General features: G+C 70.0%; 15 protein-coding genes. 4 read left to right on the forward strand and 11 right to left on the reverse strand.

What is annotated here, in order from left to right:
- The first annotated feature begins 187 nt into the window (after positions 1–187).
- Entirely contained in the window at positions 188–619 is a 432-nt protein-coding gene (locus tag ACZ4S3_RS26070; protein ID WP_467938150.1) for a protease inhibitor I42 family protein, read from the forward strand.
- A 136-nt stretch (positions 620–755) separates the two neighbouring features.
- On the forward strand, positions 756–1,274 hold the full coding sequence (locus ACZ4S3_RS26075) for a GtrA family protein (RefSeq protein WP_467938152.1): 519 nt from the start codon (positions 756–758) through the stop codon (positions 1,272–1,274).
- Positions 1,275–1,286: 12 nt separating this feature from the next.
- Here the strand turns inward: ACZ4S3_RS26075 and ACZ4S3_RS26080 are convergent, their stop codons facing one another.
- Positions 1,287–2,537, reverse strand: a complete 1,251-nt coding sequence (locus ACZ4S3_RS26080) for an ATP-binding protein (protein WP_467938154.1) — start codon at positions 2,535–2,537, stop codon at positions 1,287–1,289.
- A gap of 6 nt (positions 2,538–2,543) precedes the next feature.
- Positions 2,544–3,224: a response regulator transcription factor gene (locus ACZ4S3_RS26085; protein ID WP_467938156.1), complete on the reverse strand. Its 681-nt coding sequence runs from the start codon at positions 3,222–3,224 to the stop codon at positions 2,544–2,546.
- Between the two features lie 489 nt (positions 3,225–3,713).
- On the opposite strand from ACZ4S3_RS26085, the gene ACZ4S3_RS26090 reads away from it, so the two are divergent.
- The gene (locus tag ACZ4S3_RS26090; RefSeq protein ID WP_467938158.1) at positions 3,714–5,243 is read left to right on the forward strand and encodes a peptide MFS transporter; all 1,530 of its coding nucleotides are present in this window, start codon (positions 3,714–3,716) and stop codon (positions 5,241–5,243) included.
- Positions 5,244–5,390: 147 nt separating this feature from the next.
- Here the strand turns inward: ACZ4S3_RS26090 and ACZ4S3_RS26095 are convergent, their stop codons facing one another.
- The 9 genes from ACZ4S3_RS26095 to ACZ4S3_RS26135 form a co-directional block, all read right to left on the reverse strand.
- A complete protein-coding gene (locus tag ACZ4S3_RS26095; RefSeq protein ID WP_467938160.1) occupies positions 5,391–6,086 on the reverse strand; it encodes a TetR/AcrR family transcriptional regulator in 696 nt (231 codons plus the stop codon).
- A 167-nt stretch (positions 6,087–6,253) separates the two neighbouring features.
- A complete protein-coding gene (locus ACZ4S3_RS26100; RefSeq protein ID WP_467938162.1) occupies positions 6,254–6,793 on the reverse strand; it encodes a RipA family octameric membrane protein in 540 nt (179 codons plus the stop codon).
- Complete coding sequence (locus ACZ4S3_RS26105) at positions 6,790–8,172, reverse strand: hypothetical protein (RefSeq protein WP_467938164.1); 1,383 nt, start codon at positions 8,170–8,172, stop codon at positions 6,790–6,792. The genes ACZ4S3_RS26100 and ACZ4S3_RS26105 overlap by 4 nt, the downstream gene beginning before the upstream one ends.
- Positions 8,173–8,425: 253 nt before the next feature.
- Entirely contained in the window at positions 8,426–9,847 is a 1,422-nt protein-coding gene (locus tag ACZ4S3_RS26110) for a hypothetical protein (protein ID WP_467938166.1), read from the reverse strand.
- Positions 9,848–9,897: 50 nt separating this feature from the next.
- The gene (locus ACZ4S3_RS26115; protein ID WP_467938168.1) at positions 9,898–11,034 is read right to left on the reverse strand and encodes a hypothetical protein; all 1,137 of its coding nucleotides are present in this window, start codon (positions 11,032–11,034) and stop codon (positions 9,898–9,900) included.
- Positions 11,031–12,080, reverse strand: coding sequence for a COG1470 family protein (locus ACZ4S3_RS26120; RefSeq protein WP_467938170.1), 1,050 nt, complete (start codon positions 12,078–12,080; stop codon positions 11,031–11,033). Before ACZ4S3_RS26120 ends, ACZ4S3_RS26115 begins: the two co-directional genes overlap by 4 nt.
- Positions 12,081–12,143: 63 nt before the next feature.
- Positions 12,144–12,863, reverse strand: coding sequence for an LPXTG cell wall anchor domain-containing protein (locus ACZ4S3_RS26125; RefSeq protein WP_467938515.1), 720 nt, complete (start codon positions 12,861–12,863; stop codon positions 12,144–12,146).
- A 192-nt stretch (positions 12,864–13,055) separates the two neighbouring features.
- The gene (locus tag ACZ4S3_RS26130; protein ID WP_467938172.1) at positions 13,056–13,565 is read right to left on the reverse strand and encodes an ATP-binding protein; all 510 of its coding nucleotides are present in this window, start codon (positions 13,563–13,565) and stop codon (positions 13,056–13,058) included.
- A gap of 174 nt (positions 13,566–13,739) precedes the next feature.
- Positions 13,740–14,108, reverse strand: coding sequence for an STAS domain-containing protein (locus ACZ4S3_RS26135; protein ID WP_467938174.1), 369 nt, complete (start codon positions 14,106–14,108; stop codon positions 13,740–13,742).
- 407 nt (positions 14,109–14,515) lie between these two features.
- Here ACZ4S3_RS26135 and ACZ4S3_RS26140 point away from each other — a divergent pair, with 407 nt between their 5' ends.
- The gene (locus ACZ4S3_RS26140) at positions 14,516–15,337 is read left to right on the forward strand and encodes an RNA polymerase sigma factor SigF (RefSeq protein WP_467938517.1); all 822 of its coding nucleotides are present in this window, start codon (positions 14,516–14,518) and stop codon (positions 15,335–15,337) included.
- Positions 15,338–15,473: the final 136 nt, after the last annotated feature.

The raw sequence follows: 15,473 nt of genomic DNA on the forward strand, positions 1-15,473 counted from the left end.
CTCACCGCTCCTTGGATGATCCTCCGAATACGGACGTTCGAGGATCACCGGTGAAGACCGGCCGATGAAGATCGACCGGCGAAGACCGGCCGGTGACCGCCGCCGGGGCTGCGGATCGGCGAGGCTGCGTGTCGGCGAGGCCGCGAACCCGCCAGGCTGTGGACGGCAAGACGTAAGGAGAGGCCGGATGGGGACCGGTGACATATCGAAGAACTCCCGGCTGCTGGTGATCGCCGTCGCGATCGCCGCACTGCTGATAGCGGCCCATTCCGTGATCAGCCAGCTGTCCGGGCCGAAGGTCTACGACGCCGGCAGCACCGAGATTTCCGTCAGGGCCGGCGACCACTTCGAGGTGCGGGTCCCGGACGACCCCGCCGACGGCTTCCGCTGGATCATCGCCGGCCCGCGTCCGGATCCGGCCGTTCTGAAGGCAATCGGAAACCACCTCGAAGCGGACGAGCCGCCGCCGTCCGGCGCGGGCGGCTCCCGCTATCTGGACTTCGAGGCGGTCAGCGCGGGCCGTACGGATCTGCGGCTGCTGCACTGCCGGCGGTGCGCCACCGGGGCGGCCGGCGAAAACGGCGCCCGGAGCCTCAATTTCCGTGTCACCGTCGGCTGAGGAGCCTTTGGCCGACGGGACTGTGGCCGGAGTCGACAGGGGGCAGGCACCGCTTGATACCCGTGGTTAGCATGAGAGAGCGGACCAGGGTGACCGGCCGCGGACATCCGCCCACGACAGGAGCTGAACGATCACCATGAGTGAACGGAGCGCGCTGCGGTCGAGGCTGGAGGCGCTCACCCGGGAAGTGGTGAAGTTCGGAGCGGTCGGCGGCGCGGGTGTCGTCGTGAACTTCGTGGTGTTCAACCTCGTACGCCATCTCACCGAGATCCCCGTCGTACGGGCCAGCATCGTGGCGACGGTCGTGGCCACCGCCACCAACTACCTCGGCTACCGCTACTTCACCTACCGCGACCGGGACAAGCAGGGCCGCACCAAGGAGCTCACGCTCTTCCTGCTGTTCAGCGTGATCGGCCTGGTCATCGAGAACGGCGTGCTCTACGCCGCGACCTACGGATTCGGCTGGGACAGCCCGCTGCAGAGCAACATCTTCAAGTTCGTCGGCATCGGCATCGCGACGCTCTTCCGCTTCTGGTCCTACCGCACCTGGGTATTCCAGGCGCTGCCCGCCCGGAAGGCCGTGGCGACCGCCGAGTCGTTCCTCGCCGAGGGCGCGGAACACCCGCCGCGGGCCCGTAGCGCCGCCCGCAAGTAGCGGACCGCCGCCTCACTCCTCGACGCTCTCCGCCTCCCGCGCCAGGAACAGCGCGAACACCGGCGGATGCTGCTGCAACAGCTCCAGGCGGCCGCCGTCCGCCTCCGCCAGATCGCGGGCGACGGCGAGCCCCAGACCGGTGGAGTTACGGCCGGAGACGGTCCGCTCGAAGACCCGCGACCCGAGGTCCGGCGGGACTCCGGGCCCGGCGTCGGTGACCTCGACGACCGCCTGGTTGCCGGTGACGCGGGTACGCAGCGCGACCGTTCCGGCACCGTGCATCAGTGAGTTCTCGATCAGCGTGGCCAGCACCTGGGCGACCGCACCGGGCGTGCCAACAGCCCGTAGCCCCTTCTTGCCGGAGCGGACGATGGCCCGCCCCGCGCTGCGGTAGGCCGGCCGCCACTCCTCGATCTGCTGCTTGACCACCTCGTCCAGGTCGAAGGCGACCGCGGAGCCGCTGCGCGGGTCCCGGGAATTGGTCAGCAGCCGCTGTACGACGTCGGTCAGCCGCTCCACCTGGGCCAGCGCGATGGTGGCCTCTTCCTTCACGGTGTCCGGGTCGTCGGTGACGGTGATCTCCTCCAGCCGCATGGACAGCGCGGTCAGCGGCGTACGCAGCTGGTGGGAGGCGTCGGCGGCGAGCCGGCGTTCGGCGGTCAGCATCCGCGCGATCCGCTCGGCGCTGGCGTCCAGCACATCCGCGACCCGGTCCAGCTCCTGGACGCCGTAGCGGCGGTGGCGCGGGCGGGGGTCGCCGGAGCCCAGCCGCTCGGCGGTCTCGGCGAGGTCGGTGAGCGGTGCGGTGAGCCGGCGGGCCTGGCGTACGGCCAGGATGACGGCGGCGATGATTGCCAGCAGCGCGACGGCCAGGATGACCAGCAGCGTCCGGCCGATCTCCGCGCTGACCGTGGAGCGGGATTCCTGGACCATGACGGACTCGCCGCGGTCGCCCTTGACCTCCGACGCGATCACATCGCCCGACGGGCGCCGGCCGATCTCCAGCGGCGCGGCCTTGCCCGGCACCCTGATCTCGGCGTACCGGTGGGCCGTGATCTGCTCGGAGAGGATCTCGGGGGTGATCTTCTCCTTGCTGCCGAGCCGGCTCTCGACTATCCCCACCAGCCGGACCGCCTCGGACGCCACGCTCTCCTGTGCCCCCGCCTGGATCGTGCGGGTCTCGACGATGACGAGCGAGACACCGAAGACGGCGATGACGACGAGCACCACGGCGAGCGTGGAGTTGATCAGGCGGCGGCGCACGGGCCCCTAGCTCTTTTCGAAGCGGAAGCCGACACCGCGGACGGTGGCGATGTAGCGGGGGTTGGCGGCGTCGTCACCGAGCTTCTTGCGGAGCCAGGAGATATGCATGTCGAGCGTCTTGGTGGACGACCACCAGGTGGTGTCCCAGACCTCGCGCATCAGCTGGTCGCGGGTGACGACCCGGCCGGCGTCCCGTACCAGGACCCGCAGCAGGTCGAACTCCTTCGCGGTCAGCTGGAGTTCCTCCTCGCCCATCCATGCCCGGTGCGACTCGACGTCGATCCGTACGCCGTGGGTGGCGGGCGGCTGCTGGGGCTCGGCGGTGGAGCCGCGGCGCAGCAGGGCCCGTACCCGGGCCAGGAGTTCGGCGAGCCGGAAGGGCTTGGTGACGTAGTCGTCGGCGCCGGCGTCCAGGCCGACGACGGTGTCCACCTCGTCGGCGCGGGCGGTCAGCACCAGGATCGGGAAGGAGTGGCCTTCGTTGCGCAGCCGGCGGGCGACCTCCAGGCCGTCCATGCCGGGCAGCCCCAGGTCGAGCACGAGCAGGTCGATATTGCCCTGGAGACCGGCGTCGAGCGCCGTGGGGCCGTCCTCGCGCACCTCGACTTCGTAACCCTCGCGGCGCAGTGCGCGGGCGAGCGGCTCCGAGATGGACGCGTCATCCTCGGCGAGCAGTACACGGGTCATGGGCCGATGGTAGTCCGAGGTATGGGGACCTAGGGGCGGACCAGCACCGACGGGCGACGACTGGCCGCTCCCGCACGGGTCGTCGCCGTGAGCCGCGCACCCGCGACGGGGCGGGGCCAAACGGTTCCCCACGGCAGTGTGAGCGTTGTCTCACGACTCCCAATGGCGACGGAACGAGACGTATGGTGTCGACACGTCCATCGCACAACCTTCGGGCCGCTGACTCCGAACTGGCGTCATCGGTCCCTGTTGTGTGCGGAGCTGGAACCACCAGCCCCGATACACAGTGACTGACCTGTCGACCGGGTCCACCGCGCTAGCAGCACGGGGGGCGTGGATCCCGGTGTAAGACCGTCCTGCCGGCGCCGCTTTGCGTGGCGTCGAACCCCCCGGACGTGGGGGCGGGCATGTCTACGCCGGTGCCGGTCAACCCCCACCCGGGCGCGTAACGACTCTTCGAGCGCGTCCCGAGCAGACCAAGGAACCACCATGGCGTCCAGCCTGACGAAGGACGCGGCCCGGCAGGGGAACCCTGCAGACGGCGGCAAAACCTTCTTCGGCCACCCCCGCGGACTGGCCCCTCTCTTCATGACCGAGATGTGGGAGCGCTTCAGCTATTACGGCATGCGCGCCCTGCTCGTGGTCTATCTGATCTCCGGCGGCCCGGACGCCGAAAAGGGCGCCCAGGGCGGCGGTCTGGCCATGAATGTGGCCACCGCCTCGGCCATCTACTCCATCTATGTGGCGATGGTCTATCTGCTGGCCATGCCCGGCGGGTGGATCGGCGACCGCATCTGGGGCCCGCGGAAGACCGTCGCCATCGCGGCCGGTGTCATCATGACCGGCCACCTGGCGCTGGCCATTCCGGGTCAGGCCGGGTTCTTCGCCGGTCTGGCGCTGGTCGCGGTGGGCTCGGGCCTGCTGAAGGCCAATATCTCGACGATGGTCGGCCACCTCTACGACGGTCCTCAGGACCCGCGCCGGGACGGCGGCTTCACCCTCTTCTACATGGGCATCAACATCGGTGCCTTCGCGGCGCCGCTGGTCATCGGCACCGTCGGCCAGAGCGTCAACTGGCACCTGGGCTTCGCGCTGGCCGCGGTCGGTATGGGCCTGGGCCTGGTGTCGTTCCTGATCGGCACCCGCCACCTCAGCCCGCAGTCCAGCGTCGTGCCGAGCCCGCTCCAGGCGGAGGAGCGCGCCATGTGGCTGCGCAAGGGCCTGATCTGGTTCGCCGTCGCCGCGGTCTTCTACGGCGTGGTCGCCTTCACCGGTCACTTCACCCTGAACTGGGCGGTGATCCCGCTCGCGCTGCTCGGCCTGATCATTCCGATCACGGTCCTGGCGCGCATCAAGCGCGACAAGGACCTGAGCAACACCGAGCAGACCAAGGTCAGCGGCTACATCTGGTTCTTCGTGGCCGCCGCGCTCTTCTGGATGATCTTCGACCAGGCGGGCTCGACGATGTCCGTCTTCGCGGAGAAGAAGACGAACGGTCAGGTCTTCGGGCTGGACTTCCCGTCCTCGTGGTTCCAGTCCGTGAACCCGCTGTGGGTCATGGCCCTCGCCCCGGTCATGGCCTGGCTGTGGCTGCGGCTGGCGCGCCGCGACCGCGAGCCGAGCACCACGGTGAAGTTCTCCATGGCGATGTTCTTCATCGGCGCCTCGTTCGTCGTCTTCATCGTCCCGATGCTGATGGCCTCGGACGGCACGAAGGTCAGCCCGATGTGGCTGCTGTCCATCTACATGATCCAGACCATCGGCGAGCTGTGCCTGTCCCCGGTCGGCCTGTCGGTGACCACCAAGATGGCGCCGCAGAAGTACGCCAGCCAGATGCTGGGCGTGTGGTTCCTGGCCGTCACCGCGGGCGACTGCATCACCACTCTGCTGTCCACCGGCGGCGCGGACCTGAGCGGTCCCCCGGTGCTGGCCGTCGAGGCCGGCATGGCGGTGCTGGCCGGTGTCGCGGTGTGGCTGAGCCGCAAGAAGATCATCGCGCTCATGGGCGACGTCCGCTGACGCGACCCTCACCACGGAAAGGCCCGGTACGCCACCGCGTACCGGGCCTTTTCGCTGTCTGCGCCACGGGGCGGGGCTCGCGGGGCGGGTCAGGGCGCGGGCGAAGGTGTCCGCGGCGGATGCCGCCTCCGTGCGCCGGTGTGCCCGTCAGGGCGTCGGCTCCGGAGGCCGGTACTCGTCGCCCAGGCCCATCCCGGTCATCAGCTCCAGCATCAGCATCTCGAACATCGGCTCCTGATCGGCGTTCATCAGCGGCGCGAAATGGTCGAAGACCTCCAGCGCCACCTGTCCGTAGATCGCCCGCCAGCAGGAGAGCATGACGACGAGCGCACCGAGCGGAATGTTCACGCCGGTGGCCTCGCGGTACTGCGTCATCTGGGCCGCCAGCCGCGGATCGAGATCATCATCGGCGCGGACGGCATACGGGCGGTCGGCCCAGAACTGCATGAACACCACGCCCCAGACCCCGGCCAGCTCCCGCACCCATTGGCTGGTCAATTCCGCCTGGGCGTCACCCGCCGCCTTGGTCGGCGTGCCGAACAGCAGGCTGAACTCCTGGCGATGGGCCAGGGCCCACTCCCGGAACACCCGGGTCGGGGCCACCATGCGGGCCGCGTAGTCCGTTTCCCGCTCCCCCTCGACCGCGCCCTGCATCGCCCGCGCCAGCTCGTCGACGATGTCGCGGGCGGTGTGCCGGACGATGTCTTCCAGGCCGCCGGGGAAATGCCGGTACAGCGCCGCCGGGGTGACGCCGACCCGGCGGGCGATTTCGGCCAGCGTGAGCGCGTCCACGCCCTCACTGGTGATGATCTCCCGCGCGCTGGCCCGGACCTCTTCGGACATCTGAACGCGCAGTCGGTCACGTCGGGTTGCCGCACTCACTCTGTCCAGCCCTTTCCGGTCTCGCAGTGGCCCCGATCCCGACCTTAGGCTGTCCCGGTCCGGCACAGAGTGGTGGGGCCGGGCACAGCGTGCCCTTCCCCGTCCCGTTCGCGGCCGGCGCCGCCTCCTCATCTCGTGATCAGCGCCACCGCCAGCGCCGCCGCGTACAGCACCACGAAGGTCACGGGCACCGCCAACTCGACCCGGGTGAGCGGCACATACCGCCTCCACGACGCGCCTTCGCCCAGCTCCGACCACTCGGCCTCGAGGTACAGCCGCGCGGGCAGCCGGCTCTCCAGCTCACCGATGACGCGGTACTTCGCGCCGTTGAGCTGCTTGTACGAGCGGATCAGCAGCAGCCACACCGTGCACTGGCAGCAGGCGACCAACGCGACCAGCAGCAGGCCCCAGACCGGTAGTTCCCTGAGGAACGAGCGGCTGACGGCGCCCGCCGTGGTGAGCAGCGCGGCGTTCACCGTGAGGAAGAAGGTGTTCGTCAGGCTCCGGCGGGCGCTGATCCGGTCCGCCATTTCCACATAGAGCTTGTATTGCTCCATGACGGCCGTCCGGTATTTCTCGCCGCCCGCCGTCGCATAGTCCTGCGGGCCGACCGCGCCGTTCCACAGCCGCTGGGCGATGACCGGGGCCCCGTCCCGGGGGCCGGTCATACGACCGGGTCCGGTTCCTCGTTCGCGCCGGCGCCGGCGCCCGCCACCGGGCCCACCTGTCCCGGTACGACCGCCGCGTCCGGCTTTTCCACGACGAGCAGCCCGGCCGGATCGGCCACCTGCTCCAGGCCGATGTCCCACTGCGCGATCCGCCCCCGCGACGGCACGACCTTGGTGACACCGACATGCACTTCGCCGCCCTTGGTCACCGAACCGGCGCGAATGGCCTGCCAGAGCTCCTCGCTCATGTTCTTGAAGTGCAAAAGCCCCAGCCGCCGATATCCGGCGAGCCGCACCTTCACATATCCGCCGTCCAGCTTCACATCGAAGAGCGTCCCGACAAACCTCTCCCCCACCTTCGGGTACTCCCCCTCGGGCGGCTCCGTCAGATTCGCCTTCGGCGCCTCGGCCAGCGCGACTTCGATCCGCCGCTGCTGCGGATCGACCCGGGTGATCCGGACCTGGATCTCGTCGCCTTCGCTCAGGCCCGCGGCCCGTGCCTGATAGGGCGGGATGAAGGACCTTCCGCCCGCCGGGGAGAGCCGGATGAAGGCGCCCGCGGGGCCCGCCTCGGTGACCCGTGCGGGGTGGATCTGCCGCGGCAGGTACGTGGACACCCGCCGGGGCCACGGGTTGTTCTCCCGATGCCGCCGGGTGAACCTGGCCCGGCCCGCGTCGTCGACCACGAAGAACCCGGTGACCGTGCTGCCCTGGCGGTATTTCTTCGAGGCCGCCATGTCCTCGGGCAGCATCTCGTCGTAGCTCAGATCCTCCAGGCGGAGTTCGGCACTGCGCTGCGAGTCGTTGATGTCCCGTACGAACACATGGTCCTGGCAGGCGATCTCGATCAGTGTGGTGGCCTCGACCTCTCCGGAGCCGGTGCGCGCCTTGAGGTCCATCTCGGGGTCGGTGCGCCGGCGCTCGGCCAGGATCCGCTCCTTGAGATCTTCCTTGAGCTTGCGGATCCGCTCCCCGTCTCCCGTGTAGGCGATGGGCCGAAGCTGGCCGCGCACGTTCGTCGGCACATCCGCGCCCTCGTACGCGATCACCACCATCCGCTTGTGCAGACACATGGCCCAGCCCAGCTCCATGGCCACGGACGTCGACGGGACCGACAGGTCCACGACCACGATGCCGGCCCGGTCGACGCCGTCCCATGCCGCTTCCAGCACTCCGACGCTGCTGTCGCCGTTCTCGTCGGCCCGCTCGACGCGCACGCCCAGTTTGGTGTCGAGCTCATCGTGGAGCTCTCGATAGATGAAGTCGAAGTCCAGCTCGGAGCCGTCGGCGACGGTCTTTTTCCCGTACGGCATCAGGAAGAACACCAGGTCCGGTTCCACGGGCCGCCCGGACTTCCGCTCCAGGTTCATCAATCCCACAGGGCAACTCCTTACGATCTCCCTCGAGTAACGAGCCATTACAAACTATCGCTGCTTTACTCGACAGTCAGCCGTTACGCGAGGGAGCGCGGAGGCACACAGGGGGCGCATACCGACGACATCGAGCGCCCAACAGCCCGTCCCCGGTGAGCTTGTGACGGTCCGTCACGACGGGAACGCGGGGTGCCGGCACACGGTCCTGGTCCTCCGCGTGCCGGACCCCGCGAGCCCGACCTGATCCAAACGACAGGCCCTAGCGGCGCAGCCGCCGCCATGGGGTGAAGGTGAAGACCGCGCCGCCGAGCAGGATGGCGGTGCCGGCGACGAACCCGAGAGCGGTCAGGGCGCCGTGGTCGCCGGCGCCGGTCGCGGCGAGGCCGCCGGCGCTGCCGCTGCTCCCGCCGCCGCTGCTCCCGGAGTCGGTGGCAGATCCCGTGGCGCCGCCCGACGAGCCGCCCGATGAACTATCCGATGAACCGCCGGTGGAGCCACCCGTCGTACCGCCCTGCTGCGCCGAGGTGTCCAGCGTGAGCGAGGCGCCCGGGTCCTTCTCCGGTGTGCAGGTCGTGGTCGTCCCCAGGGCGTTGACGGTCAGCACGCCGGGTGTCAGCGTCGCCTTCCCGGTGGCGCCCGGCTTGTACGTACCCTTCAGATCCGGGATCTCGATCGGATCGCCCGACTTGATGGGCTTGGCGTTGGTCGGGCCCTCCACCTTGACCGAGCCCTTGTCCGCGCCGCCCACCTTGACGTCCATCGACGGCTTGACCGAGTCCTTGGGGATATCCGCCGGGCTGTCCATGACGGACTTGCGGAACTTCACCGTCAGGTCGTAACTGCCGCTCTTCTTCACGGCGTTGATCTGTACCGGCGAGGTCGCCTTCTTGTCCCCGATGGGGGTCTTGCAGGCGTACGGGACGCTCACCTCCTTGCCCTGGTACGCGGTGCCGTCGGGGTCGCCGCCCGAGCCGCCGGAGGAACCGCCGGACGACCCGGCGTTCGTCCCGCCGGCGGTGCTGCCGCCCGAGTCCGTACCGGCGGACGTTCCGCCGCTGCTGGTGCCGCCGTTAGTGGTGCCGCCGCTCGTCGTGCCGCCGCTCGTCGTCCCGCCGCTTGTCGTCCCGCCGCTTGTCGTCCCGCCGGAGTCGCCTCCGCCGTCCGTCACCTTGATGGTGACCGCCGGCTTCACCTCCTCCTTGGGCGAGCACTTGGTGTCCGTCGAGATCGGCTTGTTGACGTTGATGTTGTAGAAGCCGGGCGACAAGGTCACCTCACCCGGTTTCTCCAGCTTCAGCTTGCCCTTCATGTCCGACAGCACCATCGGGGCGCCCTTGGGGATCGGCGGGTTCTGCCGCGGCCCCTCCATCGGCAGATCGCCGGCCTGTGCCCCGGCCACCTTGATCGTGCCGGTCGGCTGGACGGTGTTCTCACCCAGGTCGAGGATGTCGGGGTTCTTGGAGGCCCCCTCGACCGTCTTCCAGACCACCTCGATCTCGTCGCCGACCTTGGCGGTCGCGGGCGCGCTGACCGACACCTTCGTGGTGCCCTCGATCGGCGGCAGCCCCGATATCGGCGGCGGCAGACACTCCGTCGCGTAGGACACCTCCGCCGCCTGGGCGGGCCCGGCCAGGGCCAGCACGCCCGCACCAGCGAGCGCCAGCGCGGCCGTCGAGGCCATGCCCGCCCTCCTCCGTTGCCTCGTCAGCCTCATCAGCCTCATCAGCGTCATCACGCAGAACCTTTCGACGTGGGTCGTTCGGTTGATGTGGTGGTGGACGGTGCGGTGTCCGGGGTGAACCACGGCAGCGCGGCGCTCTCGCCGGCCTGCCCGGTCACACTGCGTTTCCTTGTGGTGCGTCGGTGGCGGGTGGCGGTGGGCTGCCTGCGCGGACGGACGCGGTCCACGATCGCCATCCCGATACGGAACACCGCCGTCGGGATCACCAGGCACAGCAGCACCCAGAAGAGCGTCACGCCCCACGGCCTGCCGACCCCCCACGGCTGCTCGACCAGGACCTTGCCGCCGTACTTGAGGGAGACCACATAGTCCCCATGAGCCCCGGCGGCCAGCTCCACCGGCAGCTTGACCTCGGCCTTCTTCCCGGCGGGCACGGCCCCCCGCCACTGCTGGTCCTCCCACTCCGGCGCGAAGACGCCGTGCGAGGTGCCGACCTGGAAGACCGGGTTCCTGGCCGGCGCCGAGCCGACATTGCCGACGGTGAGGGTCAGCTCGCGCTGCGGCGGGGCGCCGAACCAGGTCAGCAGTCCGCTGCCGCCCGCCAGCCGTGGCGGGGCCAGGACGGTCAGCCGGCCGCCGGTGCTCTCTTTGGGCAGCGGCGCCACGGGGTGGCCCGCCACCTTGAACACGGCATCCGCGGCGGCCGCCGAGCCGGTCACCGTCGCCACATGCACCACACAGGGGCAGGGCTTGGGCGGTTCGGCGACCGGGAGGCTCTTGTGGAAGGCGCCGTGCGCGTCGGTGGTGACCGCCCGCCCGTCACCGTTGGCGCAGGCATTGGTCCCGCCGATCATGTTCTGCCCGCAGATCAGCAGCGTGAGCAGCGCCTTCGCCCGCCAGCCGCGGCCGGTCACGGTGATGGTGCCGCCCTTGCCCGCCTCCTTCTTGGAGACGTGTACGGAGGGCTGCCCCGCGGCCGCGGCGGAGGCGGCGTGCGCGGAGGCGGCATGCGCGGATGCGGCGGAGCACAGCGCCGACGCCAGGGCAACACAGAGGGCGAGCGCGGCCGCGACCCGTCGCAGGGTGGCCAGGGGGGCAAGGGGGGCAAAGGGGGTCGTGGCGGTTGGGGTCGTGGCAGTTGGGGTCGTGGTGGTGCGGTCCTTCGCCGTATCCGTCTGGCCGTTCACGATCGCGCTCCTGATCCCGGTACCGCTCCCGATCGCGATCCCGTACCTGTCCTCGATCCCGTACCTGAACTCGATCCCGAGCCTGCCTTCGATCCCGTGCTCGCCAACTCCCGTTCGCCGACGGCCACTTCGCACTTCTGGACGGCCATGTGGCCGCCATCGGCCGCACTGCCGGCATCCGTGCCCGCGCCGCGCTCCTGTCCCGTACGCCGCCTCCGTACGAGCACCCAGCCGCCCGCCACCAGGACGGCCACCACACCCGCAACCCCGCCCCAGGGAACCGCCGTATACGCGGCCGTCGCCGCCCCGCGCACCCCGTCGTCGGCCGTCGCCGTCACCCGTACCTGCACCGAGTCCAGAGCGGGGGGATCCGGCCATTTTTCCGTGCGGTCGATGCGCTGACCTGGCCGCAGCTCGCCCGGCAGAGGGCGTACCGCCCTGCGCAGCAGCACGCCGAAGACCCCGTCGGCGCGCACCGCGACCCGTGGCCTGAGCGCGACGTTCCCGCGGTTGACCAGCGCGTACCGGATCACCGCCGTGCCGTCCCCGGCCGTACCCACCGACACGTTCTCGACGGTCAGCGCGGACAGGGCCGGCCCGGTCACCCGTAGATGAACCGGCACCCGGGCCCGTTTGCCCGCCGTGCCGCCGCTGGTGGCGATGATCGCGCCGGGGTGGTTGCCGGGGGCCGTGGTCCGCGGCACGGTCACCGTGAACGGCACGCTCGCCCGGGTGCGCGGCGGGATCCTCACTTGCTTCGCGGCGAGCGCGAGCCACGAGCCGGTGCCGGAGCCGCGCAGCCGTACGGTGACGGCCCGGCCGGCGGGATTGCTGAGGGAGAGCCGGTCGGTCATCACCGTGCCGGGGGCGCCCTCCAGATAGAAGTACGGACGGTCCTGTGCGCTGGGCCGGGCGCCGCCGCCCGGTGCGGGTGCGGCGGACCACGCCGGTGCGGCCGGCCGGGCCGCGGCCGCGGCGGGGCACAGCAGTACGGCGGCGGTCGCAAGGACCGCACCGCTGACCGCTGCGCGGGTACGGAACGGCATCGGCGGCTCCTGGTGCTCGGGCGGGGGCTCGGGCTCGTACGGAGGGCGGGGGCGCGCCCCGGGTCAGGCCCGCTGGTTGCGGCGGGTCAGCCAGAGCGCACCGGCCGCCCCGGCCAGCAGGACCGTGCCGCCGAGGGTGCCCAGCGCGAGGGCGGAATCCGCGGGCCCGGTCTGCGGCAGTTGGCCGCCGGAGGAGCCGCCCGCGGCCGCACCGCCGGCGCCGCCCGACGACCCGCCCGAGCCGCCGGAGCCCTTGACGTCCAGGGAGAGCGAGGGCTTGGGGTTGTTGCTCGGGGTGCAGGTGGTGGTCGTGCCGAGGGCCTTGATGGTGAGGGTGGAGGCCGTGAAGGTGACCTTGCCGTCGGCCTTGGGGGTGTACGTACCGCTCAAGTCGCTGATCTTGATGGGGGTGTTGGCCGGTATCGCCTTGTCGTTGGGCGGCCCGGCGACCGGCACCGTACCGCTGTCCGCGCCGCCCAGCTTGATCAGCGCGCTCGGTTTCATGGCGCCCTTGCCCAGTTCGACGGGGCTGGAGGAGACGCCCTTCTGGAAGGACATGACGAGCTTGTACGCTCCCCCGCTGGGGGTGGACTTGATGTCGATGGGCGATACCGCGCCCTTGTTGCCGATCGGTGTCTTGCACTGGTAGTTGACGTCGACGACCTCGGCGTGTGCGGCCGGTGCGGCGAGCAGCACCGCGGACCCCGCCGTCATCGCCACGGCCAGCGTCAGCCCGGCCGTGCGGCGCGGGTGCCTGCCGTGTGGTTCACAGAAGCGGGCCACCTCGATCTCCCCTTCTCCCGGGTAGCGCACCGCCGGATGTTACTGACGGCACATCAGATTGGGCGTCAAGGTACGCCCGGGGCCTTGCCGAGGGAAGGCACAGCGCAGCCTCGATCGGAGCGGGTGGGCGGGTATACGACAAAGCGCGGGCCCCGTGGGCCCGCGCTCAACTCTTTTCGTCCTGCCCGCCCTTCAAGAAGGCGCGGCGAGCTCCGCCCAGACGGTCTTGCCCGCGCCGTCGGCGTTGCGTACCACGCCCCAGTCCAGGCACAGGCGCTGCACGATGAACATGCCGTGGCCACCGGGGCGGCCCGGACGGTGCGGACTGCGCGGGGCGGGCGAACCGGCACCGAGGTCGCTGACCTCCAGGCGCAGCACCTTGGCGGCGCACCGCAGCCGCAGCTCCTCCGGCCCCTCGGCGTGCAGACAGGCGTTGGTGACCAGCTCGGAGACGACAAGCAGCACGTCCTCGGCCGCGGCCCGCTGGTCGGCACTGGCGGCCGGCAGCCAGCCCCAGTCGTGCAGGGCCTCCCGGGCGAAATCGCGGCCGCGGGCCACGGCGCCTCGGGTGCCCGCCAGGCGCAGCCGGCGGACCTGGCCCGCCGGAGCGGCGGGCTGGGCGGCGGACTGGGCGGCGGAAGCACCCGGGCCACCCGATTCCGGGCCAAGATCGCCCGGCGGGTACGGCCGGGTGGTGCTCATCAGCGCTTCACCTCACCGATTCGCCTTTTCACGGACACTGAACAACTGACTGATTCAACTGATTCTGGGGCTCTCCTGCCCGACCGGGCCGTGAGAACACCCACTTCTTGGGGACGGAAGTTGTGACTCGTACTACGTGCCCGGAATTGCCACCGTCCGGGCATCGCCGTCACGTCAGTCGGCCAGCGCCGCATCGAGCGAGTCATGCACCGTGAAAACGGCATCCGCGCCGGTGATCTCGAAGACCCGGGCCACCACGGGCTGCATCCCGGCCAGATGGACCCCGCCCCCCGCGGCCTCCGCCTTCAGGCGGGCGCCGAGCAGCACATTGAGTCCGGTGGAGTCCATGAATTCGAGGGGTGAGCAATCCACCACCAGGCGCGCATATCCCTCGTCCACACACCCCTCGAGTGACTCACGCAACAGATCTGCGGTGTGATGATCAAGTTCACCGGCGGCGGTCACGACCGCGCTGGCGCCGTGATGCCGGATCGCGACATGCAGCCGGCCCCGGCTTGCACTGCCGACCGTCCCGCGGTCCATGCGCGCGCACCCCTCTTGCTGTCTCGGCGTCTGATTGCTTATGACTGCGCTTGTCGAACACTACGCCCTCCCTCCGCCCAGGGGTAGCCGAACAATCGGCATATAGCCCGAGATATGGACAACACGCACTTGCCATCTTCATGCAAAGCCAGGTAGGCGTAGATGGAGACACATTCGAAACGGCCGGCTTTGGAGGCGCCGCACACCGCAGCTTCACGTAGAGGCATCGGCAGCCATATGCCGAGAACGATGGAGGACACATGTCACCCCGGCTCGACGAATTGCGCACCGACGACACCCGGCAGCACACATCGTCGACACCCCCGTCCGACCCGACCGGGCACATCCCTTCCCAGTCGACAGTCTCCCAGTCGACCCCTGCCCAGGTGGTTCCTGCCGAATCCGAGATGGCGGGAATGTCTGAGATCGACGGTCTGCCCGAGATCCCGCCGTTCGACGAGGTGGGCCCGGTGGACGCGCGGGCACTGTCCAAGACCCTCTTCGAGCGGCTGGAAACACTCGAGGAAGGCACGCACGAATTCGCGTACGTCCGTAACACCCTGGTCGAGCTCAATCTCGCCCTGGTGAAGTTCGCGGCCTCCCGGTTCCGCTCCCGCAGCGAGCCCATGGAGGACATCGTCCAGGTCGGCACGATCGGCCTGATCAAGGCGATAGACCGCTTCGAACTGAGCCGCGGCGTCGAGTTCCCGACGTTCGCGATGCCGACCATCGTCGGCGAGATCAAGCGCTTCTTCCGCGACACCAGCTGGTCGGTGCGGGTACCGAGGCGTCTGCAGGAACTGCGGCTGGATCTCGCCAAGGCAGGCGACGAACTGGCCCAGAAGCTGGACCGCGCCCCCACGGTGAGCGAGCTCGCCGAACGCCTCGACATCACCAAGGACGAGGTCGTGGAAGGGATGGCCGCGAGCAACGCCTACACCGCGAGCTCGCTGGACGCCCAGCCCGAGGAGGACGACAGTGAAGGCGCGCTGGCGGACCGCATCGGCTACGAGGACAACGGCCTCGAAGGCATCGAGTACGTCGAATCGCTCAAGCCGCTGATCGCCGAACTCCCGCCGCGCGACCGCAAGATCCTCTCACTGCGCTTCGTGGCCAACATGACGCAGTCCGAGATCGGCGAGGAGCTGAACATCTCTCAGATGCATGTCTCCCGGCTGCTCTCACGCACGCTCGTACGGCTCCGCAAGGGGCTCATGGTCGACGAGTGACCGCCCGCGGTCGCTCCGCCGGTCCACCGCGGCCGGCAGCCGCCCGCGCAGAGGAGGGCCTGCCCCGAGGGTTTCTCGGGACGGGCCCTCCTCTGCTGTGGCCGTCCTCTCAGGGGGCCAGTGTCCTGAGTCGGAG

This window comes from Streptomyces sp. NPDC028368 (assembly GCF_055565615.1).